Below are 22941 nucleotides of genomic sequence, written 5' to 3' on the forward strand. Positions count from 1 at the left end.
TTCATATAGGTGTAGTGGTTATGAAACGTGTAGGTCTTATCGGTTGGCGCGGCATGGTCGGTTCCGTGCTGATGCAGCGCATGCTGGAAGAGCGGGACTTCGACCTGATCGAGCCGGTGTTCTTCACCACCTCCAATGTCGGCGGCCAGGGCCCGGACATCGGCAAGCAGACCGAGACGCTGAAAGACGCCTACAGCATCGACGAGTTGAAAGGCCTGGACGTGATCCTCACCTGCCAGGGCGGCGACTACACCAACGAGGTGTTCCCCAAGCTGCGCGAAGCCGGCTGGCAGGGCTACTGGATCGACGCCGCCTCGTCGCTGCGCATGGCCGATGACGCGGTGATCGTGCTCGACCCGGTCAACCGCAGGGTGATCGACCAGCAGCTCGACCTCGGCACGCGCAACTACATCGGCGGCAACTGCACCGTCAGCCTGATGCTCATGGCCCTGGGCGGTCTCTACGAAGCCGGCCTGGTCGAGTGGATGAGCGCCATGACCTATCAGGCGGCATCCGGTGCCGGCGCGCAGAACATGCGCGAGCTGATCAGGCAGATGGGCGCGGTCAACGCCAGCGTCGCCGACGACCTGGCCGATCCGGCCAGCGCCATCCTCGACATCGACCGCAAGGTGGCCGAGGCCATGCGCGGCGATGCCTTCCCGGTGGACAACTTCGGCGTGCCGCTGGCCGGCAGCCTGATCCCCTACATCGACAAGGAACTGCCCAACGGCCAGAGCCGTGAAGAGTGGAAGGCCCAGGCCGAGACCAACAAGATCCTCGGTCGTTTCAAGAACCCGATCCCGGTGGACGGCATCTGCGTGCGCATCGGCGCCATGCGCTGCCACAGCCAGGCGCTGACCATCAAGTTGAACAAGGACGTGCCGCTGTCCGACATCGAAGGGCTGATCAGCCAGCACAATCCCTGGGTCAAGCTGGTGCCGAACCAGCGCGAAGCGAGCATTCGCGAGCTCGGCCCGACCGCTGTCACCGGTACCCTGAGCGTGCCGGTGGGACGCCTGCGCAAGCTCAACATGGGTTCGCAGTACCTGGGCGCCTTCACCGTCGGCGACCAACTGCTGTGGGGGGCGGCCGAGCCGCTGCGGCGCATGCTGCGTATCCTGCTGGAGCGCTGATAGCCTGCGGAGCGGGCCGATCCCCTGGCCTGCTCCTTGATGCCGATCAGATAAGGTTTCTGTAGGAACAGGGAGGCCTACAGAAAAGCGATCCCCCGCGCGCAGGAGCGTCGACCTCGGCGCGATGCAATCGTGGCCAGCGCACAAATCGTGTCACGGCCGCCAATCGCCGCGGGGTCGCGGCTCCTACAGGGCCAGGGCAAACCGTCGATTTGCGGGCCAAGCGCTCAACTGACTGGCATTAGGCCTGCTCCTATGCTTTTCATGGGATGCGCTATAGAGTGCTGGGCTTGTTTCATCCACTCAGAGTCCAGAAGCCTGTCCATGACCCGTACCTTTGATATTGCCGTGATCGGCGCCACCGGCAGCGTGGGCGAAGCCCTGGTACAGGTGCTCGAGGAGCGCGACTTCCCGCTCGCCAACCTGCACCTGCTGGCCAGCGGCGACTCGGCCGGGCGTTCGGTTGCCTATAAAGGCAGGAATCTGCGCGTACGCGCACTCGATACCTTCGATTTCTCCAGTGTCCGTCTGGCCTTCTTCGCCGCCGACCCGGCCGTGACCCGCGCCTCGTTCGAGGCCGTGCAGGCCGCAGGCTGCGCGCTGATCGACCTGTCGGGCGCCTTGCCGGTCGCCCAGGCGCCACGCGTGGTGCCGGAGGTCAATCCCGAGTCGCTCGAGGCATTGGCCGCGCCCTATTACCTGAGCAGTCCGGCGGCCCCGGTCGTGGCCATCTCCCTGGCGCTGGCCGCCCTGCGCCCGCTGCTGGACCTGCGCCGCGTCACCGTCAATGCCAGCCTGGCGGTTTCCAGTCGCGGGCGTGAGGGTGTGTCCGAGTTGGCCCGGCAGACGGCCGAGCTGCTCAATGGGCGCTCTTTCGAACCTCGCCTGTTCGATCGGCAGATGGCCTTCAACGTCCTGGCCCAGGTCGATGCGGTGGATGCCGACGGGCATGGTGCGTTCGAGCGCCGGGTGAGCGATGAACTCAAGGGCCTGCTGGCCATCGCGGGACTGCACGTATCGGTCGCCTGCCAGCAGGTGCCGGTATTCTTCGGTGACAGCCTGAGCCTGAGTCTGCAGAGTGGCTCGGCGGTGGACGTGGCCAAGGCCCGCGCGGCCTTGCAGGCCGCGGCGGGTATAGAATTCATCGAGGCCGGCGATTTTCCGACCGCGGTGGGCGATGCGGTGGGGCAGGACGCGGTCTATGTGGGGCGCGTGCGCGGCGGCCTGGACGACACCAGTGAGCTCAATTTGTGGATTGTGTCTGATAATGTGAGAAAAGGCGCCGCGTTGAATGCTGTGCAATTAGCTGAGTTATTGATAAAACACTATCTGTAAAAGATACTTACCTAGAAATTTGAAGAATTTTTCGAGCTTGGCAATTACTGACCGAGTTGGTTGTTGGCTGGGGGAACCTCCTTTGGAGGGGGCAGGCAGCAATCATGAAACCCTTTCGCCCAGCGAAAGCAGTTAATACAAAGGAAAAGGCTATGGTTCGGGTTCGCAAACTGGTACTGGCTATCGCGGCGGCGTCAGCGCTGTCTTCCGGCATGGCGCATGCACTGGGGATGGGTGAGCTGACGCTGAAGTCGTCGCTGAATCAGCCGCTGGTAGCAGAGATAGAACTGCTGGAAGTTCGCGATCTGTCCTCCGACGAGCTGCGCCCGATGCTGGCCTCGCCTGAAGAGTTCAACAAGGCCGGGGTGGATCGCCAGTACTTCCTGACCGACCTGACCTTTACCCCGGTCGTCAATGCGAATGGCAGGAGCGTCATCCGCGTGACCTCGAACAAGCCGGTGCGCGAACCCTACCTGAATTTCCTCGTGGAAGTGCTGTGGCCCAACGGCCGCCTGCTGCGCGAATACACCCTGCTGCTCGATCCGCCACTCTATTCGCCGCAAATCGCGGCAGCCGCCGCACCGCAATTGCCGGTGGCCGCTCCCGCACCGCCTCCTGCCGCCGCGCCGGCGCCGCGCCCCGCGCCCCAGGCCAGCGCGTCTGCGCCGAGCCCGAGCCCGAGCCCGAGCCCGAGCGCCGCGCCGGCCGCGGCAGGGGCGGGAGGGGAGTACCGAACCCAGGCCAACGATACCCTGTGGGACATCGCCCAGGGCGCACGGGGCAACGGCAGCGTGCATCAGGCCATGCTGGCGATTCAGGATCTGAACCCCGATGCTTTCATCGACGGCAACATCAACCGCATGAAAGCCGGCCAGGTGCTGCGCCTGCCCGATCAGCAGCAGGTGAACAGACGCAGTCAGTCCGAGGCGCTGGCGCAGGTCAGTGAACAGAATGCCGCCTGGCGCCAGAGCCGCAGTGCCCAGGCCGGCACCCGCCAGATCGATGCCACCCGGCGCACCAGCGCCGGCGCCGCCCCGGCCGAAGTACAGTCGCAGGACAGCCTCAAGCTGCTGTCCGCCGACGGCGGTCAGTCCACCGCCGGCAGCGAGAATGGCGCCGCCGATAGCAAGGCCCTGTCCGATAAACTGGCCGTGACCCAGGAAAGCCTGGATTCGACCCGTCGCGAAAACGACGAGTTGAAGGATCGCATGAATGATCTGCAGAGCCAGCTCGACAAGTTGCAGCGACTCATTCAGTTGAAAGACGATCAGTTGGCCAAGCTGCAAGCCGATCTGGCGGCTCCTGCGGGCACGCCCGGCTCTGGCGACCCGGCCGCTTCCGCTGCAGCGCCTGCCACCGGCTCCGCACCGGCACCCGGCACTGGCGATACGGCTGCGCCGGCAGTGCCCGAAAGCGAAAGTGCCGAACCTGGCGTTCCAGCTGCGCCCGAGGCGGCAAGCCCGGGCGAAGCGGATGTGGCCGGTGCGGGTGATGCGAGCACGACACCGGATGCGGCCAGCCAGGCGCCAGCCCCTGGCGCCGATGGCGAAGCCGCTCCGGCACCCGCCGAGGCGCCTGCCGCTGCGCCGGCGCAGTCGGACGCTGCCGCTCCTGCCGTGACCCCGGCTCCAGAGCCGCTTGCCGAGACGCCGCAGGATGAAGCCAGCGCACTGGATAACCTGCTGGCCAACCCGCTGCTGCTGGGTATCATCGGCGGTAGCGCACTGCTGGCGCTGCTGGTTCTGCTGATGATCATCTCGCGACGCCGCGCCCTGAAGGAGGCCGAGCTGGAAGAGCGTCTCGTCGCCGAGCAGGCTGACGACAGCCATCGTTTCGATGCCGATATGGAACTGCCCGCCGACAGCCTGGATGGCCTGCCGGACGACCTCGCCGGCGCTGACGAGCTGCCCTTGGGCGAAGAGCGCGTCACCGCGCAAACCGGCGATGCCCTGGGCGAGGCCGACATCTATATCGCCTACGGTCGCTTCAACCAGGCCGCCGACCTCCTGCACAACGCCATCAACGATGAGCCGCAGCGCGCGGATCTGCGCCTGAAGCTGATGGAGGTGTACGCCGAACTGGGCGACCGCGAAGGGTTTGCCCGCCAGGAAAACGAATTGCGCGAGATCGGTGGGGCATCGGCCGAAGTCGAACAGTTGAAGAGCCGCTACCCGGCCATGGCGGTGTTCGCCGGTACCGGTCTGGCGGCGGCAGCGGCAGCCGATGACCTGGATAGCTTCAGTCTCGATGACCTGACCCTGGATGAGCCTGTTCAGCCGGTTGCGCAGCAGCCAGTCGACAATGCCTTCGATCTGGATCTGGACGATCTCGATGCCGAGTTCGATCGCGATCTGCAGGCCGGGCAGGGTGCTGCCGCTTCGGACGTTGACCCCCTGGGGCTGGATGCCGATCTCGAACCGCAGGCCGCGGCGCAGCCGGAGGCGAATCCGGACGATGACCTGGGCTTCGCCCTCGATTTCGACGATGCTGCCGAAACCGGGCAGCAGCCGGGGGGCGAGCTGGCCGACTTCAACCTCGACCTGGATGCGCCGGCCGCACCTGCCGCCGAGGAGGACGAGTTCCTCCTGAGCCTGGACGACGAGGCCGAGCAGACGCCGGCCGATGACGGCCTGGCCGACCTGTCCCTGGACCTGCCCGCACCCGCCGAGACGCCGGCCGACGACGATTTCGAGCTGCCGGCCGATTTCGACCTGTCGCTCAATGACGAGGAGCCCGCTCCGGCAACGGAGGCCAGTTTCGCCGCGCAGCTCGATGACGTGACCGCGGAGCTGGATCAGCTGGCCGAGAGCCTGGAGCAGCAGGGGCGCGCCGAGCCGGAAGCCGCGCCGGCCCAGGCGGCCGCGTCCGACCTCGATGACGACGATGACTTCGACTTCCTGTCAGGCACCGACGAGACGGCGACCAAGCTGGACCTGGCACGCGCCTACATCGATATGGGCGATTCCGAGGGTGCCCGTGACATCCTCGATGAAGTGATCGCCGAAGGTAACGAAGGTCAGCAGCAGGAAGCGCGAGAGCTGATCGGCAAACTGGTTTGATACATGTCTGATGTGTGTTCGACGACGGCAGCCGAAATGGCTGCCGTCGGCATTTACAAGATCGCCCTCGGCGTCGAGTACAAGGGTTCCCGCTATCGCGGCTTCCAGCGTCAGCGCGACGGCGTGCCCTCCATCCAGGCCGCCCTGGAAAAGGCCTTGTCCAAGGTGGCCGGCGGTGCGCCGGTGACCTTGAGCTGCGCCGGGCGTACCGATGCCCTGGTGCACGCCAGCGGCCAGGTGGTGCATTTCGACACCCGCGTCGAGCGCTCCATGCATGCCTGGGTGATGGGCGCCAACATGAACCTGCCCGGCGACATCAGCGTGACCTGGGCCAAGTCCATGCCGGCGCATTTCGATGCGCGTTTCTGCGCCATGGCCCGGCGCTATCGCTATGTGATCTACAACGACCAGATCCGCCCGGCGCACATGGCCGAGGAGGTGACCTGGAATCATCGGCCGCTGGATGTCGAGCGCATGCGCGAGGCCGCCAGGGTATTCATCGGCACCCATGACTTCAGTGCGTTCCGGGCGCGGCAGTGCCAGGCCAAGTCGCCGATCAAGACGGTGCACCACCTGCAGTTGATTCAGCACGGGCGTTTCATCGTGCTGGATATCCGCGCCAATGCCTTTCTCCACCACATGGTGCGCAATATCGCCGGCGTGCTGATGACCATCGGTGCCGGCGAGCGGCCGGTGCAATGGGCGCGCGAGGTGCTGGAGACCGGCGTTCGGCGTACCGGTGGCGTCACCGCGCATCCCTATGGCCTGTACCTGGTGCAGGTGGATTATCCGGCCGAGTTCGACTTGCCCACGCGCTATCTGGGGCCGCATTTCCTTTCCGGCCTGGTGGACGTGGCGGCTGACGCCTAGGTTTTGCTACCATCCGCTCTTTCGCAGAGGTATTCGTCCGTTGTCAGTCGTTCGCTGCAAGATCTGTGGGATTACCCGGATAGAAGATGCCCTGGCGGCGGTCGAGGCAGGGGCCGACGCCATCGGCCTGGTGTTCTATCCGCGTAGCCCGCGTGCCGTCTCCGTGGCTCAGGCTGGCGAGATCGTTGCCGCCTTGCCGCCATTCGTGACCACGGTCGGCCTGTTCGTCGACATGCCACGGGCCGAGCTCGCGCAACTGCTCGAGCGCGTGCCGCTGGATCTGCTGCAGTTCCATGGCGAGGAAAGCGCCGAGCAGTGCGAGGGTTTCGCCAGGCCCTACATAAAGGCGCTGCGCGTCAGGCCGGGAGATGACATTGCGGTGCGGGTAGCGGCCTATCCCGGCGCCCGTGGCGTATTGCTCGATACCTATGTGGCCGGTGTGCCCGGTGGCACGGGCGAGGCGTTCGACTGGTCGCTGGTGCCGCCACGACTGAGCAAGCCGGTGGTGCTGGCCGGCGGCTTGACGGCGGGCAATGTCGCCGAGGCCATCGCCCGTGTCCGCCCCTATGCGGTGGACGTCAGTGGCGGGGTGGAAGCGAGCAAGGGCATCAAGGATGTCCACAAGATGAATGCGTTTGTGCGGGCGGTGAGGTTGTCGATGTGACGGCGCCCGGCACTGAGCCGTCCATACAGCTATTGCCGCCATGGCGGCGCGCTGTCGCGTGATCCGCGATCGCACCTGGTGAATTCGCTCGTATGTGCCGCAGGCATGTCAGAGCCCGAAGCGTTGGAGAATTGAGAGCATGAGCAACTGGTTGGTAGACAAACTGATCCCTTCGATCATGCGTTCCGAGGTCAAGAAGAGTTCGGTGCCCGAAGGCCTGTGGCACAAGTGCCCATCCTGCGACGCGGTGCTGTACAAGCCCGAGCTGGAGAAGACCCTGGATGTGTGCCCCAAGTGCAACCACCACATGCGTATCGACGCCCGCGCGCGCCTGGACATCTTTCTCGATGCCGACGGCCGTGAGGAGATCGGCGCCGACCTGGAGCCCAGCGACCGGCTGAAATTCCGCGACAGCAAGAAGTACAAGGATCGCCTGGTCGCCGCGCAGAAGCAGACCGGCGAGAAGGATGCCCTGATTTCCATGAGCGGTACCCTCGAAGGCATGCCGATCGTGGCCTGTGCCTTCGAGTTCTCCTTCATGGGCGGCTCCATGGGGGCGATCGTCGGCGAGCGCTTCGTGCGTGCCGCCAACGTCGCCCTGGAGCAGCGTTGCCCCTTCGTCTGCTTCGCCGCCTCCGGTGGCGCGCGCATGCAGGAAGCGCTGATTTCGCTGATGCAGATGGCCAAGACCTCGGCGGTGCTGGCGCGTCTGCGCGAGGAAGGCATCCCGTTCATCTCCGTGCTGACCGACCCGGTCTATGGCGGCGTATCGGCCAGCCTGGCCATGCTCGGTGACGTCATCGTCGCCGAGCCCAAGGCACTGATCGGCTTCGCCGGCCCGCGGGTGATCGAGCAGACCGTGCGCGAGAAACTGCCGGAAGGCTTCCAGCGCAGCGAGTTCCTCATCGAGCACGGTGCCATCGACATGATCATCCACCGTGCCGAGCTGCGTCCCCGCCTGGCCCGCCTGCTGGCGCAGTTCATGCACCAGTCATCGCCTGCCGCGCTGCCGGCCACTGCATGACGCAACGCTCCCTGGCCGATTGGCTGGCGTATCTGGAGCGTCTGCATCCCAGCGCCATCGACATGGGCCTGGATCGCTCCCGCGCGGTGGCGCTACGTCTCGGCCTGGGGCGCCCGGCGCCGCGTGTGGTCACCGTCACCGGCACCAACGGCAAGGGCTCGACCTGCGCCTTTCTCGCCGCCTTGCTGCGCGAGCAGGGGCTGAAGGTCGGCGTCTACAGTTCGCCGCACCTGCTGCGCTACAACGAGCGCGTGCAGATCGATACGGCCGAGGTCAGCGACGCGCTGCTGTGCGAGGCTTTCGCTGCGGTGGAGGCGGCGCGCGGCGAGGTTTCCCTGACCTATTTCGAGATGGGCACCCTGGCCGCCTTCTGGCTGTTCCAGCGGGCGGCGCTGGACGTGGCCGTGCTCGAGGTCGGCCTCGGCGGGCGCCTGGACGCGGTCAACCTGATCGATGCCGATCTGGCCCTGATCAGCAGTATCGCCGTCGATCACGCCGATTGGCTGGGCGACAGCCGCGAGTCGGTCGCCTATGAAAAGGCCGGTATCCTGCGTGCCGGCAAGCCGGCGCTGTGCGGTGACTTCGAGCCGCCGCTGCCGTTGCTCGAGCGTGTGGCCGAGCTGGATGTGCCGTTCTTCCTGCGTTGCCGCGACTTCGATCTGAGTATCGGCGCCGAGGGCTGGGACTGGTATGGCCTGACGGCGCAGGGAGAAGTGCTGCGCCTGACGCAGCTGCCGTTGCTCGATCTGCCCATGGAAAATGCCGCCCTGGCCCTGCAGGCGTATGCCTTGCTCGAGTTGCCATGGGACGCTGCCCGTATCGCCAGGGCGCTGCAGGCAACCCGGGTGACTGGGCGTCTGGACCGGCGTAGCTTGAACTGGCGCGGCAAGTCGCTCACCCTGTTGCTGGATGTCGGGCACAATCCCCATGCCGCCGAGTTCCTCGCCCAGCGTCTGGCCAGTCGGCCCTGCGCCGGCAGGCGCCTGGCGGTGTTCGGCCTGTTGGCCGACAAGGATCTGCCCGGCGTGGTGGCGCCGTTGCTGGCCGACGTGGCGCAGTGGGCGGTGGCGCCTTTGCCGACGGAGCGTTCGCGCCCGGCTGCCGAGCTGGAAGGGCACTTGCGGGCCTGTGGCGCGCTCGTCGACAGCCATGCCGATGTAGCGGCGGCCCTGCAGGCACAGTGCGAGCGAGCCGAGGCGGGCGATGAAATTCTGCTCTTTGGATCTTTTTTCTGCGTGGCCGAGGCCTTGCAGTGGCTGGCTCGCCCTATCCGGGAGGACGTGCATGGATAACGTATTGAAGCAGCGCATGGTCGGGGCGCTGGTGCTGGTCGCCCTGGCGGTGATTTTCCTGCCGATGCTGCTGTCGCGCCCAGATGAGCTGCGTCATGTGGTGGTCGAGGCGCCGACGATACCGTCCAAGCCGGTGGTGCCGGAGATCGAGATGCAGCCGGTGATCGTGCCGGACCCGCAGGAGTTGCCCGACGAGCCGGTGCCGGGCGAGTCCCCGGCCGAGGCCGAGATACTGCCGCCGGATAGCGAGCCGCCGGCCGTGGCCGAAACCCCGGTGCCAGCGCCCACGCCGGCCAAGCCGGCCGAGGTCGCGCCGCCACCGCAGAAGGCGCCGGCCGAACGCCTGGATGCCAACAGCCTGCCGGTCAGCTGGTCGGTGCAGCTGGCCAGCCTGTCCAGTCGCCCGGGGGCCGAGACGCTGCAGAAGACCCTGCGCGCCCAGGGCTACAACGCCTATATCCGCAATGCCGATGGCATGAACCGGGTATTCGTCGGGCCGCTGATCGAGCGCGTCGAAGCCGATCGCCTGCGTGATCAGCTGAACCGCCAGCACAAGCTCAATGGCTTCGTGGTGCGTTTCCAGCCGGAAAGCAACTGAGCCGGCAGCCCGCATCTTTGCTTACCCGATGGGCAGGGCTCTGCTAAAATGCAGCGCCTTTTCCATCGGTAGCCTGCATCGTGGCATTCACTTGGGTCGATTGGGCGATTGTCGCCGTCATCGTCGTATCGAGTCTGATCAGTTTGAGCCGGGGCTTCGTCAAGGAGGCCCTGTCGCTGCTCACCTGGATCATCGCCGGTGTGGTCGCCTGGATGTTCGGCGGAGCCCTGTCACAACACCTCGGGGCCTATATCGAAACGCCTTCCGCGCGGGTCATCGCCGCCTGCGTCTTGCTGTTCGTACTGACCCTGCTGGTCGGTGCCTTGATCAACTATCTGATCGGCGAACTGATTCGCGTCACCGGTCTGTCGGGAACCGACCGCTTCCTCGGTATGGTATTCGGCGCCGCCCGCGGCGCCCTGCTGGTCGTGGTGGTGGTCGGGCTGTTGAGCCTGGCGCCCGTCGAGCAGGACACCTGGTGGCAGCAATCGACGCTGCTGCCGCATTTTTTGATGGTCGCCGACTGGTCGAAGAACCTCATTCTGGGGATGTCCAGTCAGTGGCTTGCGAGCGGTGTCAGCGCGCCTGTCGAGCTGCCGTTCAAAGAAGCGCTGCTGGGGCCTGCGACGCCCGGCGGCACTGGTAATTAGCTGTTCCACTGAGTAGGGGTTGCGTCACATGTGTGGCATTGTCGGGATCGTCGGTAAATCGAACGTCAATCAGGCGCTGTATGACGGCTTGACCGTCCTTCAGCACCGCGGCCAGGATGCTGCCGGTATCGTTACCAGCCATGAGGGACGGCTGTTCCTGCGCAAGGACAATGGCCTGGTGCGCGATGTGTTCCAGCAACGCCACATGCAGCGCCTGATCGGCCACATGGGCATCGGCCATGTGCGCTATCCCACTGCGGGCAGTTCCAGTTCGGCGGAGGCGCAGCCGTTCTACGTCAACTCGCCCTACGGCATCACCCTGGCGCACAACGGCAACCTGACCAACGTCGAGCAGTTGGCCAAGGAAATCTACGAGTCCGACCTGCGCCATGTGAACACCAGTTCCGATTCGGAAGTGCTGCTCAACGTGTTCGCCCACGAACTGGCGGTGCGCGGCAAGCTGCACCCCACCGAGGAGGACGTGTTCGCCGCGGTCAAGGACGTGCACAAGCGCTGTCGCGGCGGTTACGCGGTGGTGGCGATGATCACCGGCTACGGTATCGTCGGTTTCCGCGACCCCAACGGTATCCGTCCGATCGTTTTCGGCCAGCGCCATACCGACGAGGGCGTGGAGTACATGATCGCCTCGGAAAGCGTGGCCCTGGACGTGCTCGGCTTCACCCTGATCCGTGACCTGGCGCCGGGCGAGGCGGTGTACATCACCGAGGAAGGCCAGCTGCACACCCGCCAGTGCGCGCCCAATCCGCAGTATTCGCCGTGCATCTTCGAGCATGTCTACCTGGCCCGTCCGGATTCGCTGATGGACGGCGTGTCGGTGTACAAGGCGCGCTTGCGCATGGGCGAGAAACTGGCCGAGAAGATCCTGCGCGAGCGTCCCGATCACGATATCGACGTGGTCATCCCGATTCCCGACACCAGCCGTACCTCGGCGCTGGAACTGGCCAACCACCTCGGCGTGAAGTTCCGCGAGGGGTTCGTCAAGAACCGCTATATCGGCCGCACCTTCATCATGCCCGGCCAGGCCGCGCGCAAGAAGTCGGTACGGCAGAAGCTCAACGCCATCGAACTCGAGTTCCGTGGCAAGAACGTGATGCTGGTTGACGACTCCATCGTCCGCGGCACCACCTGCAAGCAGATCATCCAGATGGCCCGCGAAGCCGGGGCGAAGAACGTGTATTTCTGTTCGGCGGCGCCGGCCGTGCGCTATCCGAACGTGTACGGCATCGACATGCCCAGCGCCCATGAGCTGATCGCCCATAACCGCAGTACCGAAGAGGTCGCCGAGCTGATCGGCGCCGACTGGCTGGTCTACCAGGATTTGTCAGACCTGATCGACGCGGTGGGCGGCGGCAAGGTCAAGATCGAGCATTTCGACTGTGCCGTGTTCGATGGCCAGTACGTCACCGGTGATGTCGACGAGGCCTACCTGAACCGTATCGACCAGGCGCGCAACGATGGCTCGAAGGTGCAGAATCAGGCCGTCAGCGCGATCATCGATCTGTACAATAATTGAGCTTCAAGCTTCAAGCTTCAAGCTTCAAGCTTCAAGCTTCAAGCTTCAAGCGAAGAACGAAGAGCGTGAACCGGGCCCCTGTGGCCCGGAATGGTTTCTGCACGAGGAAGGGATATGACACAGGATTGGAATGCCGGTCGGCTCGACAGTGATCTGCAAGGCGTTGGTTTCGATACCCTGGCCGTGCGCGCCGGGCAGCATCGTACGCCCGAGGGCGAGCACAGCGAGGCGCTGTTCCCGACCTCGAGCTATGTGTTCCGCAGCGCCGCCGATGCCGCGGCGCGCTTTGCCGGCGAGGTGCCGGGCAATGTCTACTCGCGCTACACCAACCCCACCGTGCGCGCCTTCGAGGAGCGCATCGCCGCCCTGGAAGGCGCGGAGCAGGCCGTCGCCACGGCTTCCGGCATGTCGGCGATCCTGGCCATCGTCATGAGTTTGTGCAGTGCCGGCGATCACGTGCTGGTCTCGCGCAGCGTGTTCGGCTCGACCATCAGCCTGTTCGAGAAGTACCTGAAACGCTTCGGCGTCCAGGTCGATTACGTGCCCCTGTCGGACCTGCAGGCCTGGGCCGGCGCGTTCAAGCCCAACACCAAACTGCTGTTCGTCGAGTCGCCGTCCAACCCGCTGGCCGAGCTGGTGGATATCACCGCCCTGGCGCAGATCGCGCACGACAGGGGCGCGCTGCTGGCGGTGGACAATTGCTTCTGCACCCCGGCCTTGCAGCAGCCGCTGCAGCTCGGTGCCGATGTGGTGATGCATTCGGCGACCAAGTACATCGACGGCCAGGGCCGCAGCATGGGCGGTGTGGTGGCCGGTAGCGCCAAGCTGATGACCGATGTGGTGGGCTTCCTGCGTACCGCCGGGCCGACCCTCAGCCCGTTCAACGCCTGGATCTTCCTCAAGGGCCTGGAGACCCTGCGCATCCGCATGCAGGCGCACTGCGCCAGCGCCCTGGAACTGGCCCGCTGGCTGGAGTCGCAGGCGGGAATCGAGCGGGTGTATTACGCCGGCCTTGCCAGCCACCCTCAGCACGAGCTGGCGGTGCGCCAGCAGCGCGCCTTCGGCGCGGTGGTCAGCTTCGAGGTCAAGGGCGGCCGGGACGCGGCCTGGCGTTTCATCGACGCCACCCGGGTGATCTCCATCACCACCAACCTGGGCGATACCAAGACCACCATCGCCCATCCGGCGACCACCTCCCACGGGCGTCTGTCGCCCGAGGAGCGGGCCAATGCCGGTATCCGCGACAACCTGATCCGGGTCGCGGTCGGTCTGGAAGACCTGGCCGACCTCAAGGCCGATCTGGCCCGCGGTCTGCAAGCGCTGTGAGCGGTCGCGGCGAAGCGGTGCCGGCCCGGGTCGCCCTGGTGACCGGCGCCGCGCGCGGCATCGGTGAGGGGATCGCCGCCTGGCTGATCCGCGAGGGCTGGCGGGTGGTGCTTTGCGATCTCGGCGACAGCCGTGGGGCGCAAGTAGCCGAGACCCTGGGTGGCAACGCCTGCTTCATCGCCATGGATGTGGCCGACGAGGCTCAGGTGAGCGCGGGTGTCCGCCAGGCCGTCGAACGATCCGGTCGCCTGGATGCGCTGGTCTGCAATGCCGGGGTGGCCAGCCCGCACAACGAGCCGCTGGAACGTCTGGACTTGGAGCAGTGGAACCATGTGCTGGCGGTCAACCTCGGCGGGCCGCTGCTGTTGGCCAAGCATTGCGCGCCCCACCTGCGTGCCTGTGGCGGCGCCATCGTCAACCTGGCGTCGACCCGCGCCCGGCAATCCGAACCGGACAGCGAGGCCTACGCGGCGAGCAAGGGCGGGCTGGTGGCGCTGACCCATGCCCTGGCGATTAGTCTCGGCCCGGCGATCCGGGTGAATGCGGTCAGCCCCGGCTGGATCGATTCGCGGGACGCGCAGCAGCGCCGGGCCGAACCCCTGAGTGCGAGCGACCACGCCCAGCATCCCTGCGGGCGGGTCGGCGAGGTGGACGACGTGGCGGCCATGGTGGCCTGGCTGCTGGCGCCCGAGTCAGGTTTCGTGACCGGCCAGGAATTCGTGGTCGACGGCGGCATGACGCGCAAGATGATCTATGCCTGAGGGCCGCGAAGGCGCCTGGCGGGATTTCCTCTTTTCCGAAAAAAGTTCAACGGCGGCCTTGACTTAGCTTCGGCCCACGGGTAAATTTCGCGGCCTCGCAAGACGAAGGGTGATTAGCTCAGCCGGGAGAGCATCTGCCTTACAAGCAGAGGGTCGGCGGTTCGATCCCGTCATCACCCACCATTTTCTTGAGAGCCTGGACGCAAGTCCAGCCGACGCGCAGCGGTAGTTCAGTCGGTTAGAATACCGGCCTGTCACGCCGGGGGTCGCGGGTTCGAGTCCCGTCCGCTGCGCCATATTTTCCATGCCGGGCACTGCCTGCATGGGCTGCGACAACCCTGGTTGCCGCAGCCGACGAAGCAAGGGTTACACCGGACGCAAGTCCAGACGACACGCAGCGGTAGTTCAGTCGGTTAGAATACCGGCCTGTCACGCCGGGGGTCGCGGGTTCGAGTCCCGTCCGCTGCGCCATATCCGCTCGCTGGCCCCCTGAACGCCAGCGAGTTCCCTGAAAAGCGGCCATTGGCCGCTTTTCTCGTTTCCGCCTGCAGCAATTCCTCCCTCCTGTTCCTCCTGGATGGCCCTGGGCCGCATTCGGCGCTGTTTTCGCTGCGCAGAGGGCGCCCAGCCTGTGTTGTGAGCGCCGGCGGAGAAGAAGGGCTCGTACAAGCGGGCCGAGCGCGCCTTGTATATACGAATAAAGAATTAGCATCGTATAAAAAGTGATTTTACGAAATAAATAAGAACCCTCATTCTTGCCCGCACCAGACGACTGGAAATCTTGTTTGCGCTTAGACCGGCTCTAAGTCGGTATTTCCAGGAGTATCTTCGTGATGGGCAATCTGCAATCCTCTGCGCGCTCCAGTGCGACCTGGCAACAGGCGCGCCTGCCCGGAGAGGTATTCGAACTGGGCGTGCCGTTGCGCCAGGCGCTGGGCACCCTGCGCCATGGCCCCCATGTATCCAAGCCCGTTCTGAGCCGCCGCGAGGCGATCCTGCTGGGTGCCTTCGCCCTGGTTCTGCATGGCGCTGTGCTGCACTGGCTGAGTCAGCGACCCGAGCCGGTGTTGCCGGAAGTACCGGTCGAAATCCCGCCGATGACCATCGAGTTCGCCAGCCCGCCACCCCCGCCGGAGCCGGTGGTCGAGCCACCGCCTCCCGAACCTGTCGTCGAGCCGCCACCGCCGGTGGTCGAAGAGCTGGCGGTCAAGCCGCCGCCACCCAAGCCCGTGCCGCCCAAGCCGCAACCGCCGAAACCGAAGCCGGAGCCCAAACCGGCGCCCAAGCCGGTCGAGCCGCCGCCCGCGCCGCCGAAGGCCGAAGCGCCACCGGCACCGCCAGCGCCACCCGCGCCCAAGCCGGTCACGGAAACGCCGCCGTCGGCCAACGCCGCCTACCTGCGCAACCCGGCGCCGGAATACCCCTCGCTGGCCCAGCGCCGCGGCTGGGAAGGCACCGTGCTGCTGCGCATCCGGGTATTGGCCAATGGCAAGCCGGGCGAGATTCAGATCCAGACCAGCAGCGGTCGTGACGTACTGGATCAGGCCGCGGTCCGCGCCGTGCAGCGTTGGAGCTTCGTCCCGGCCAAGCGTGGCGATGTGCCCCAGGAAGGCTGGGTCACGGTGCCGCTGGACTTCCGCCTGAATTGAGCAACGCCCTTATCCGCGAGCCCGGGGCAGCCCGGGCCTGAACCCCGTTATCGACATACCGTTTTTCCGAGGAACGCATCATGAACCTGTTAGTGGATTCCCCCCTGCAATCGGTCGAGCACGCGGTCATCTGGCTGCTGATCGGCTTTTCCGTCGTCACCTGGGGTCTGGCGCTGATCAAGGCCATCCAGTTCGCCCGTCAGCGTCATCAGGATCGCAAGTTCCAGAAGCTGTTCTGGGCGGCCACCAGCCTCGATTCCGCCGCCGAGCTGGGCCAGAACCAGTCCGGGGCGGTGGCGCACGTGGCCCAGGCGGGCTTCGCCGCGATCCAGGTGCAGGACGGCCAGCAGCCGGGCGACCTGAGCCAGGCGATCAACCACCAGGACCGCCTCGAGCGCGCCCTGCGCCAGCAGATCCAGCGCGAGCGCCGTTCCCTGGAGTCGGGGCTGGCGGTGGTCGCCTCGATCGGCTCCACCTCGCCCTTCATCGGCCTGTTCGGCACCGTGTGGGGCATCATGGAAGCGCTCAAGGGCATCAGCGCGGCGGGCAATGCCAGCCTGGAGACCGTGGCTGGCCCGATCGGCGCGGCGCTGGTCGCCACCGGCGTGGGGATCGCCGTCGCGGTGCCGGCGGTGCTGGTCTACAACTACTTCCTGCGGCGCCTGAAACTGACCGCCGCGGATCTCGACGACTTCGCCCACGACTTCTACAGCCTGGCGCAGAAGAGTGCGTTCAAGGTCATCGTCCACCCGGGCGGCAAGCGTGGCGGCGTCGCTGCCGGCCAGCCCGTGAAGGAGGCCGTCTGACATGGCCTTCTCGACCCAGGACAGCGATGAAGTGCTCAGCGAGATCAACGTCACGCCGCTGGTGGACGTGATGCTGGTGCTGCTGGTGGTGTTCATCGTCACCGCGCCGCTGCTGACCAACTCGATCCCGATCAACCTGCCGAAGACCGAAGCGGTGGCGCCGGCGGACCAGAAGGACCCGCTGGTGATCAGCATCGACGGCGACGGCAAGCTGTACATCAACAAGGACGAGATCCAGCCGGAGCTGCTGGAGAGCAGCCTGATCCAGGCCAAGGCCGAGGATGCCGAACTGAAGGTGCAGCTGCAGGCCGACGATCAGGTGGACTACGGGTCGGTGGCCAGGGCCATGGCGGCCATCGAGCGCGCCGGCATCACCAAGCTGGCGGTGATCACCGCGCGCTGAGTACAGCCTCGTAGCATCATCATCATGGACGAGGGCCTGTAGCGTAAGCTCAGGCCCTCGTCCTATTCATCAGGGCAATTGCGCTACGCGCTCGAAAAGCCGACGACTGCACGGATGCGGAGCCCAAGCCGAAAACAGCGCTGGAAGGCTGGAGGCTTAACGAAAAGCAGCCTGAGCACGCAGGAGAACAGAGGTTTCTCGTTCAGCCCTCCAGCCTCCAGCGCTTTTCAGCGAGTGTCTTTCACACAATGACGCCATAGCGCGATTGCCCTGTCCTATTCATCGTCTACCGTGGCTGTCGGCCCATGCATATCGATCTTCGCCAGCTCCGCCATTTCATCGCCCTGGTCGAGCACCGCAATTTCACCTCGGCGGCCCAGGCCATGAGCATTTCCCAGTCGGCGTTCAGCCGCAGCATCCAGGCCCTGGAGCAGGGCTTCGGCGCGCGCCTGGTGGATCGTACCCGCAACCTGGAACCGACCCGCAAGGGGCGCCTGGTGCTCGAGCATGCGCGGCGCCTGCTCGGTGATGCCCAGGAGCTGCTCAACGAGGTACGCCAGTTCAACGAACAGGATGCCGGCGAGGTGCGTTTCGCCTGCGGCCCGGCCCCGGCGGCCTGGCTCATGCCCCAGGCCATCGGCCTGTTCAACCGGCGCCTGCCGAAGGTACGCCTGCGTTTCCAGGTGGATAACTGGCAGGCCCTGGGGCAGCGGCTGCTGGCCGAGGAGTTCGAGTTCTTCGTCGCCGACAGCCGCAACTTCGAGATCAACCCGGATTACCAGGTGCAGTTGCTCAGCCAGCATCGCTGGGGCTTCTGCTGTCGCCACGGACACCCGCTGGCGGCGTTCGACGAGGTCACGGTGGAGCAACTGCTGGGCTACCCGCTGGCCGGCACGGTGCGCCCGCCGAACCTACGCAAGGCGCTGGTCGAACTCAGCGGCAAGCCGGATTTCCAGACCAGCATCGAATGCGAGAACGGTTACAGCCTGGTCGCCGTGCTGCAGCATTCCGATGCCATCGGTACCACCAACGTCAGCGACAGCAATCCCCACCTCGGCCCGGGTGGCCTCAAGCTGCTCAAGGTGGCCGGGCTGGATATGCAGGGTGAGGAGTTCTACACCCATTACGGCATCATCAGTCGCGCCGGCTACCGACTGTCCTATCCGGCGCAACTGCTGATCGAAAGCTTTCTTGACGCCGATCGCGAACTGCAGGTGCGCGAAGAGCTGGCGCAGTGAGCAGGGCAGGGCTGCTGGCGGTGCTTCTGAGTGGCTGCAGTATCCAGGCGCCTGTGCCGCCTGGCTTCAGCGAAGGGCTGACGCTGGCTGCCCGTGCGCAACAGGTCGATGCCTATCCCCAGCGGGAAACCCGCTTCGCCGACGGAGTAATCGGTCTGGCGGACGTGGTGTACGCCACGCGCGAGGGTTTCCGGCCCCTGACGCTGGATCTTTATCTGCCGTCCAGATCTGCCGCCAGACCGGCAGCGCCCTTGCTCATCTATGTGCACGGTGGTGGTTGGTCGGCTGGCCATGCGCGCGCCAGTGGTGCCTTCAGCGACTTTCCCGCCGTGTTGGCACGTTTTGCCGCGCGGGGCTATGCGGTGGCCTCGATCAATTACCGGCTCAGTGGCGAGGCACGGTTTCCGGCGCCGCTGGAGGATGTTCGGGCAGCCATGGCCTGGCTGCGCGAGCAGGCCGCCACCTATGCCCTGGACGCCGACCGCGTGGCGTTGTGGGGCGGTTCGGCGGGCGGCCATCTGGCGGCACTGGCCGCATTGCGGTGTACCGACGATTGCCCGAAGGTGCTGGTCAGCTGGTACGGCGTGCATGATCTGCAGGCCTTGCGCGATACGCCCGGATACCCGGCCATCAAGGATGCCGCAGGGCGGCTGCTGGGGTGTCAGTTGGCGGCCTGCAAGCAGGCCACTTTGCATGCCGCCAGCCCGGTTGCCAGGCTGTCTGGGCAATTGCCGGCGACCTTGTTGATTCATGGCGACGCGGATCGGGTAGTGCCCCACGAGCAATCGCTACTGCTGGCGGCGGCACTGCGCAGGAGCCAGGGCAGCGTGCGGACGCTGATCGTTCCCGGTGTGGGGCACAGTCTGGTCGGTGCGGACCAGGCTGCCACCGAGGTGGCCAACGAAATGGCCCTGAAGGCGACGCTGGCGTTCTTCGAGACGCATCTCTGATTCGATCGATGCGCTGAAGGCTGGAGGCTGAACGACAAGCAAACCGTGCGCGTTCTTTCGTTCAGCCTCCAGCGCTCCTATCGGCCGTCGGCAGGACAGGTTACAGGCGCACCACGCGAAAATCGCTGATCGACTGGCGTGACCACACCAGGCGAAAGCCGAAGTAGCCCGGTGGTGGCAGGCCATCGTGGCGGGTCTGGAAGAACGTCTGTCCATCGACCAGGTAGCGGGTGCCGCCGGCATCGAGTTCGATGGCGATGTGGTACGGGCGGTTGGCTTCGAGCAGGTGCGCCGGATCGAGGTATTCCCCCAGTACCGGGCGCCGGCCGCTGCCGTCGTAGCGGCGAAAGCGCGTGGTGCTGTTGTGGTTGCCGCCCATGCCGACATAGTAGAGGGCCAGGTTGTCGTACTCGGCCAGGGCGCCGCTGCGGGTGAACAGGTCGGCGTTGCCCGGGTCGCGTGCCGCCCAGAACTGGTTGAGGTCGGAAAGGCGGTCGTTGGCGCCGTCGCCCAGCAGCACCTGGCGCTGGAATTCGATGCGATAGGCACCGTCCAGCGGCTGTTTCAACCACAGGGTCACTCCTCGCGGACTGTCGATCAGCAACTGGCCTCGTTCGGCCCGTACCCGGGTGGCCGGGTCCTCGGCCTCGACGTGCCAGCGTTGCGTGGAGAAGTGGGAGAAGTCGTCTTCGAGCAGGATGTCCGGCAGGTCGTTGTCGCCGATGGGGTGCTCGGTGCACGAGGGAAAAGGCATGAGGCGCTCTCTGTTACGGCTGGGGCGCCGGTATGGCCGGCGCGTGGTTTCAGTCGAGGGTTGGCGGCGGGCCGGCCAGGGCCAGCAGCGCCATGGCGGTAAGCCCCCATTGGGCGACGGCGTTGGTCGACAGGTTGGCACTGGCGCCGCTGTCCGAGTGCTGGTCGATCAGCGAGACCGGTTCCGCTTCGCGCAACGGATGGAGGTAGGCCGGTGTGTCGATCTGCCGGTAGCGGCGGTTCGGGCGCGCAATGCCGCCGGCGCCCGTGCGGAACTCCTGCCAGGCGCGCCGCTGCAAGGCGGCGTCGTGCAGGCGATTGCCGGCGAAGGCGCTGAGGCGCGCATGGGCCTGGGTCAGATTGGTGCTGGGCAGCGCTTCACCGAGTGCCTGGCGTTGCTCCTGCGGGCTGGCGTTGTACAGGCGGCAATAGTCGAGCCAGGCGCGCTCGAAGGCTGGGGCGGGCAGCAGCTGCAGCAGTTCGCCGCAGATCTCCGCGAGGCCGAACACCGCGCTCAGGTGCAGCACGTAGAGCTGGCCGCTGTCGTTGCGATCGAAGCGCCCGCTGGCGATGTGCATGTCCGCCGAGCCGCTGAAGAAACCGTGGGGCTGGGCGGCGATGCTGTCCATGCTGTCGAGCAGGCGCTGGCGGATGTCGGCGTCGCCGGTGCGTTCCCACTCGGTCAGCCAGGCGGCGGCGATGGCGCCCCAGTCGATGCCGAAGAACAGGTTGACCTTGTCCGCATCCTGCGCCTTGCGCTGGCCGATCTTGCGCGCCGGCACCACGTCGCGCAGGGTCCGTAGCGCTTCGACCTGTTCGCGCAGCAGGTCGCCGGTGCGCTCGTCGGCGGTCAGGTAGTAGAGAAAGCGCCGGTTGGCCGCGGTGGACACGCGCAGTTGCTTGGCGCTGTCGCCCCAGTGGCGCACGTTGTGCCGCGAGCCGAGCGGGGCGAAGGGGCCGAGGTGATGCACGTCGACCTCGCCGGTGTGGCGGGTCATCGCCTCGGCCATGCGGAACACGTCGGCGCGGCCGCTGCGCAGGAAGTAGTACCACAGCCACAGGTCGGTGGAGAGTTCCGAGTTGTCCCAGGCGTAGCCGCCGACATCGTAGCGCCAGACGTGGCGGTCGCCATCGTAGGTGTGCATGACGTCGCCGTAGTCCCAGAAGCCATACCATTTGCGCTGCTCGACTTCGCCCTTGTAGAAGTCGAAGTACCAGGCCAGCTGTTTTTCCAGTTCGTCCTCGCCGGGGCGCTGCGGCTGGATCGGCGACCAGGCCGGGCCGAACACGCCGGCGGCATGCAGGCGTTCGGGGCTGGCCAGCAGCAGCGGCGGTTCCTGGATACGCGCGGCGATGGCCAGCAGGTGCTCGCTCGACGGTGTGGCGGCGAGCACTTCCAGTTGCAGTTCGCTGGTGCGCGCCACGCCCTTGGGCGAGCCGAAGCCGGGCTCGTAGTCCTCGTAGGTAATGTCCAGGGCTTCGCGCTGCCTGGCGTGGCTGTCCTGGCCGAGACCGTCGTGGTAGAAGCGCAGGTCCATGGGCTCGGCCTGGGGCGCCCACAGCCACAGGGTGACCTGGGCGAGGTCGCGGTGGGCGTCTTCGATGTCCAGCTGTGCCGGGTAGCTCTGCCAGAAGTTGCGCAGGCCGAAGGCCACGCCGCCGTCGGGGCTGCCGAGGTAGCCGACGCCGGCGGCGCGCTCGCCGCTGGCGACCTGCACCCAGCCCTGGCCGCTGGCCGTGCGCTTGGCGATGCTGTACGCGTCGGGATGCGCCTGCAGCAGCCGATAGCTGCCGAAGGCCGGCACGTAGCCGAGGCCTTCGGCTACCGGCGACACCAGCGGCGGGGTGGTCTGGCCGGCCAGTTGCGCGGCCACCACCCCGGGGCCGGGATCGCGGCGCAAGCCGCTGAGGCCGCGCACCGCCTCGCGCAACAGGCCGCCATTGGCCGAGACGAAGCGCACGTGACGGTCGTGCAGGGGGGCATCCAGGGGCACGCCGAAACGCACGCCGATTCCCTTGATGAAATCGCGTTGCTCGTCGCCGTCGTAGACGATGGTGTGCATCAGCCGCACGGCCGCGGAGCCGGCATAGAAGTACAGGCGCACGGTGAACGGCAGCAAGGCCGGCAGCCCCGGGGTGTCGCTGCGGTGCGCGCCGCGCAGAGTGACCACGGCCCGTACCGGGCCATGCTGTTCGATGTCCAGTTGCTCGACGTGGCTGTGGTAGCGGCGGGTCAGCACCTCGTCCTGATCGGGATCGCCCTGCACCTGCAGCACCAGTTCGCCAGCCACCAGTGCCGGCTGGTTCCGCCGCAGAATGCGTTCGATCAGCAGCGAACCACGGCGCGGGATGATGCAGCGCAGGGCGCCGGTATCGACCGTGATCGACTCGGGCGATTCGCTGACCAGGGAAGGGCCGCGCGTTTCCGCCGCCGCTACGGGTTGCAGGCCATAGCGCTCGCTGGGCGCCGAATGGGGCGCCAGGGCATGAGCCGACCATTTCAGCGAGCCGTCCGGCCACCAGGCCAGGGGCCAGCTCTGCAGCGGCAGGGCACGCCCTGCGGTATCGCGGATCTCGAAGCCGCTGTTGCCGGGCACCTGGCCCAGGGCCCAGGGCGTACCCCAGGTGACGCCGGCGAAGGCTGGCGGCGCCGTGTCGGCCAGCCAGTGCAGCGCCGCACCGGCTGGCGGAGCCCCGCGCTGGCCCGCCAGAGCGCCAGCGGCCAGCCAGGGCGCGGCCAACGCGGCGAGGCCACTGCCCTTGACGAAGGTGCGACGGGAGAAGGTCAGTTTGTGCATGGGATACCTGTTTTTAGCTGCAAGCGGCAAGCTACAAGCGGCAAGTTGAAAGCTCGATGCCTTTCTCTTGCAGCTTGAAGCTTGCTGCTTGCCGCTGC

19 protein-coding genes and 3 tRNA genes are annotated in these 22941 nt (G+C 66.2%); 20 read left to right on the top strand and 2 right to left on the bottom strand.

The window, feature by feature from the left end; translation table 11 throughout:
* Window positions 1-20: 20 nt before the first annotated feature.
* The 20 genes from asd (at window position 21) to DNK34_RS07415 (ending at window position 19292) form a co-directional block, all read left to right on the top strand.
* Window positions 21-1133, top strand: a complete 1113-nt coding sequence (asd, locus tag DNK34_RS07320) for an aspartate-semialdehyde dehydrogenase (RefSeq protein WP_131174045.1) — start codon at window positions 21-23, stop codon at window positions 1131-1133.
* Between the two features lie 324 nt (window positions 1134-1457).
* Window positions 1458-2468 carry an aspartate-semialdehyde dehydrogenase gene (locus tag DNK34_RS07325; RefSeq protein WP_131174046.1) on the top strand — a complete coding sequence of 337 codons (1011 nt, stop codon included), beginning with the start codon at window positions 1458-1460 and terminating at the stop codon, window positions 2466-2468.
* Between the two features lie 152 nt (window positions 2469-2620).
* Window positions 2621-5527 carry a motility hub landmark protein FimV gene (locus DNK34_RS07330; RefSeq protein ID WP_131174047.1) on the top strand — a complete coding sequence of 969 codons (2907 nt, stop codon included), beginning with the start codon at window positions 2621-2623 and terminating at the stop codon, window positions 5525-5527.
* Window positions 5528-5563: 36 nt separating this feature from the next.
* Window positions 5564-6397 (top strand): tRNA pseudouridine(38-40) synthase TruA, encoded by an 834-nt coding sequence (truA, locus tag DNK34_RS07335; protein ID WP_131174048.1) that lies wholly within the window; start codon window positions 5564-5566, stop codon window positions 6395-6397.
* A gap of 40 nt (window positions 6398-6437) precedes the next feature.
* A complete protein-coding gene (locus tag DNK34_RS07340; RefSeq protein WP_131174049.1) occupies window positions 6438-7061 on the top strand; it encodes a phosphoribosylanthranilate isomerase in 624 nt (207 codons plus the stop codon).
* Between the two features lie 139 nt (window positions 7062-7200).
* The gene (gene accD / locus DNK34_RS07345) at window positions 7201-8085 is read left to right on the top strand and encodes an acetyl-CoA carboxylase, carboxyltransferase subunit beta (protein WP_131174050.1); all 885 of its coding nucleotides are present in this window, start codon (window positions 7201-7203) and stop codon (window positions 8083-8085) included.
* Window positions 8082-9377, top strand: coding sequence for a bifunctional tetrahydrofolate synthase/dihydrofolate synthase (gene folC / locus DNK34_RS07350; RefSeq protein ID WP_131174051.1), 1296 nt, complete (start codon window positions 8082-8084; stop codon window positions 9375-9377). Before accD ends, folC begins: the two co-directional genes overlap by 4 nt.
* The gene (locus tag DNK34_RS07355) at window positions 9370-9975 is read left to right on the top strand and encodes an SPOR domain-containing protein (RefSeq protein WP_131174052.1); all 606 of its coding nucleotides are present in this window, start codon (window positions 9370-9372) and stop codon (window positions 9973-9975) included. The genes folC and DNK34_RS07355 overlap by 8 nt, the downstream gene beginning before the upstream one ends.
* An 80-nt stretch (window positions 9976-10055) precedes the next feature.
* A complete protein-coding gene (locus DNK34_RS07360) occupies window positions 10056-10625 on the top strand; it encodes a CvpA family protein (RefSeq protein WP_131174053.1) in 570 nt (189 codons plus the stop codon).
* 28 nt (window positions 10626-10653) lie between these two features.
* The gene (gene purF / locus DNK34_RS07365; RefSeq protein WP_131174054.1) at window positions 10654-12159 is read left to right on the top strand and encodes an amidophosphoribosyltransferase; all 1506 of its coding nucleotides are present in this window, start codon (window positions 10654-10656) and stop codon (window positions 12157-12159) included.
* Window positions 12160-12273: 114 nt separating this feature from the next.
* The gene (locus DNK34_RS07370) at window positions 12274-13485 is read left to right on the top strand and encodes an O-succinylhomoserine sulfhydrylase (RefSeq protein ID WP_131174055.1); all 1212 of its coding nucleotides are present in this window, start codon (window positions 12274-12276) and stop codon (window positions 13483-13485) included.
* Entirely contained in the window at window positions 13482-14246 is a 765-nt protein-coding gene (locus DNK34_RS07375) for an SDR family oxidoreductase (protein WP_131174056.1), read from the top strand. The genes DNK34_RS07370 and DNK34_RS07375 overlap by 4 nt, the downstream gene beginning before the upstream one ends.
* A gap of 107 nt (window positions 14247-14353) precedes the next feature.
* A tRNA-Val gene (locus DNK34_RS07380) sits at window positions 14354-14429 on the top strand.
* A gap of 36 nt (window positions 14430-14465) precedes the next feature.
* Window positions 14466-14542, top strand: a tRNA-Asp gene (locus DNK34_RS07385).
* A gap of 98 nt (window positions 14543-14640) precedes the next feature.
* Window positions 14641-14717, top strand: a tRNA-Asp gene (locus DNK34_RS07390).
* Between the two features lie 362 nt (window positions 14718-15079).
* A complete protein-coding gene (locus tag DNK34_RS07395) occupies window positions 15080-15895 on the top strand; it encodes an energy transducer TonB (RefSeq protein WP_131174057.1) in 816 nt (271 codons plus the stop codon).
* A gap of 80 nt (window positions 15896-15975) precedes the next feature.
* Window positions 15976-16701, top strand: coding sequence for a MotA/TolQ/ExbB proton channel family protein (locus tag DNK34_RS07400; protein ID WP_131174058.1), 726 nt, complete (start codon window positions 15976-15978; stop codon window positions 16699-16701).
* 1 nt (window position 16702) lies between these two features.
* Window positions 16703-17104, top strand: a complete 402-nt coding sequence (locus DNK34_RS07405; RefSeq protein ID WP_131174059.1) for an ExbD/TolR family protein — start codon at window positions 16703-16705, stop codon at window positions 17102-17104.
* Window positions 17105-17409: 305 nt separating this feature from the next.
* Window positions 17410-18342 (top strand): LysR family transcriptional regulator, encoded by a 933-nt coding sequence (locus DNK34_RS07410; protein WP_131174060.1) that lies wholly within the window; start codon window positions 17410-17412, stop codon window positions 18340-18342.
* A complete protein-coding gene (locus DNK34_RS07415; protein WP_131174061.1) occupies window positions 18339-19292 on the top strand; it encodes an alpha/beta hydrolase in 954 nt (317 codons plus the stop codon). Before DNK34_RS07410 ends, DNK34_RS07415 begins: the two co-directional genes overlap by 4 nt.
* Before the next feature lie 100 nt (window positions 19293-19392).
* Here the strand turns inward: DNK34_RS07415 and DNK34_RS07420 are convergent, their stop codons facing one another.
* On the bottom strand, window positions 19393-20046 hold the full coding sequence (locus tag DNK34_RS07420) for a DUF6250 domain-containing protein (RefSeq protein WP_131174062.1): 654 nt from the start codon (window positions 20044-20046) through the stop codon (window positions 19393-19395).
* Window positions 20047-20095: 49 nt separating this feature from the next.
* The gene (locus DNK34_RS07425) at window positions 20096-22843 is read right to left on the bottom strand and encodes an exo-rhamnogalacturonan lyase family protein (protein ID WP_131174063.1); all 2748 of its coding nucleotides are present in this window, start codon (window positions 22841-22843) and stop codon (window positions 20096-20098) included.
* Window positions 22844-22941 lie beyond the last annotated feature (98 nt).

The organism is Phytopseudomonas dryadis (assembly GCF_004327355.1).
GTDB classification, from domain to species: domain Bacteria; phylum Pseudomonadota; class Gammaproteobacteria; order Pseudomonadales; family Pseudomonadaceae; genus Aquipseudomonas; species Aquipseudomonas dryadis.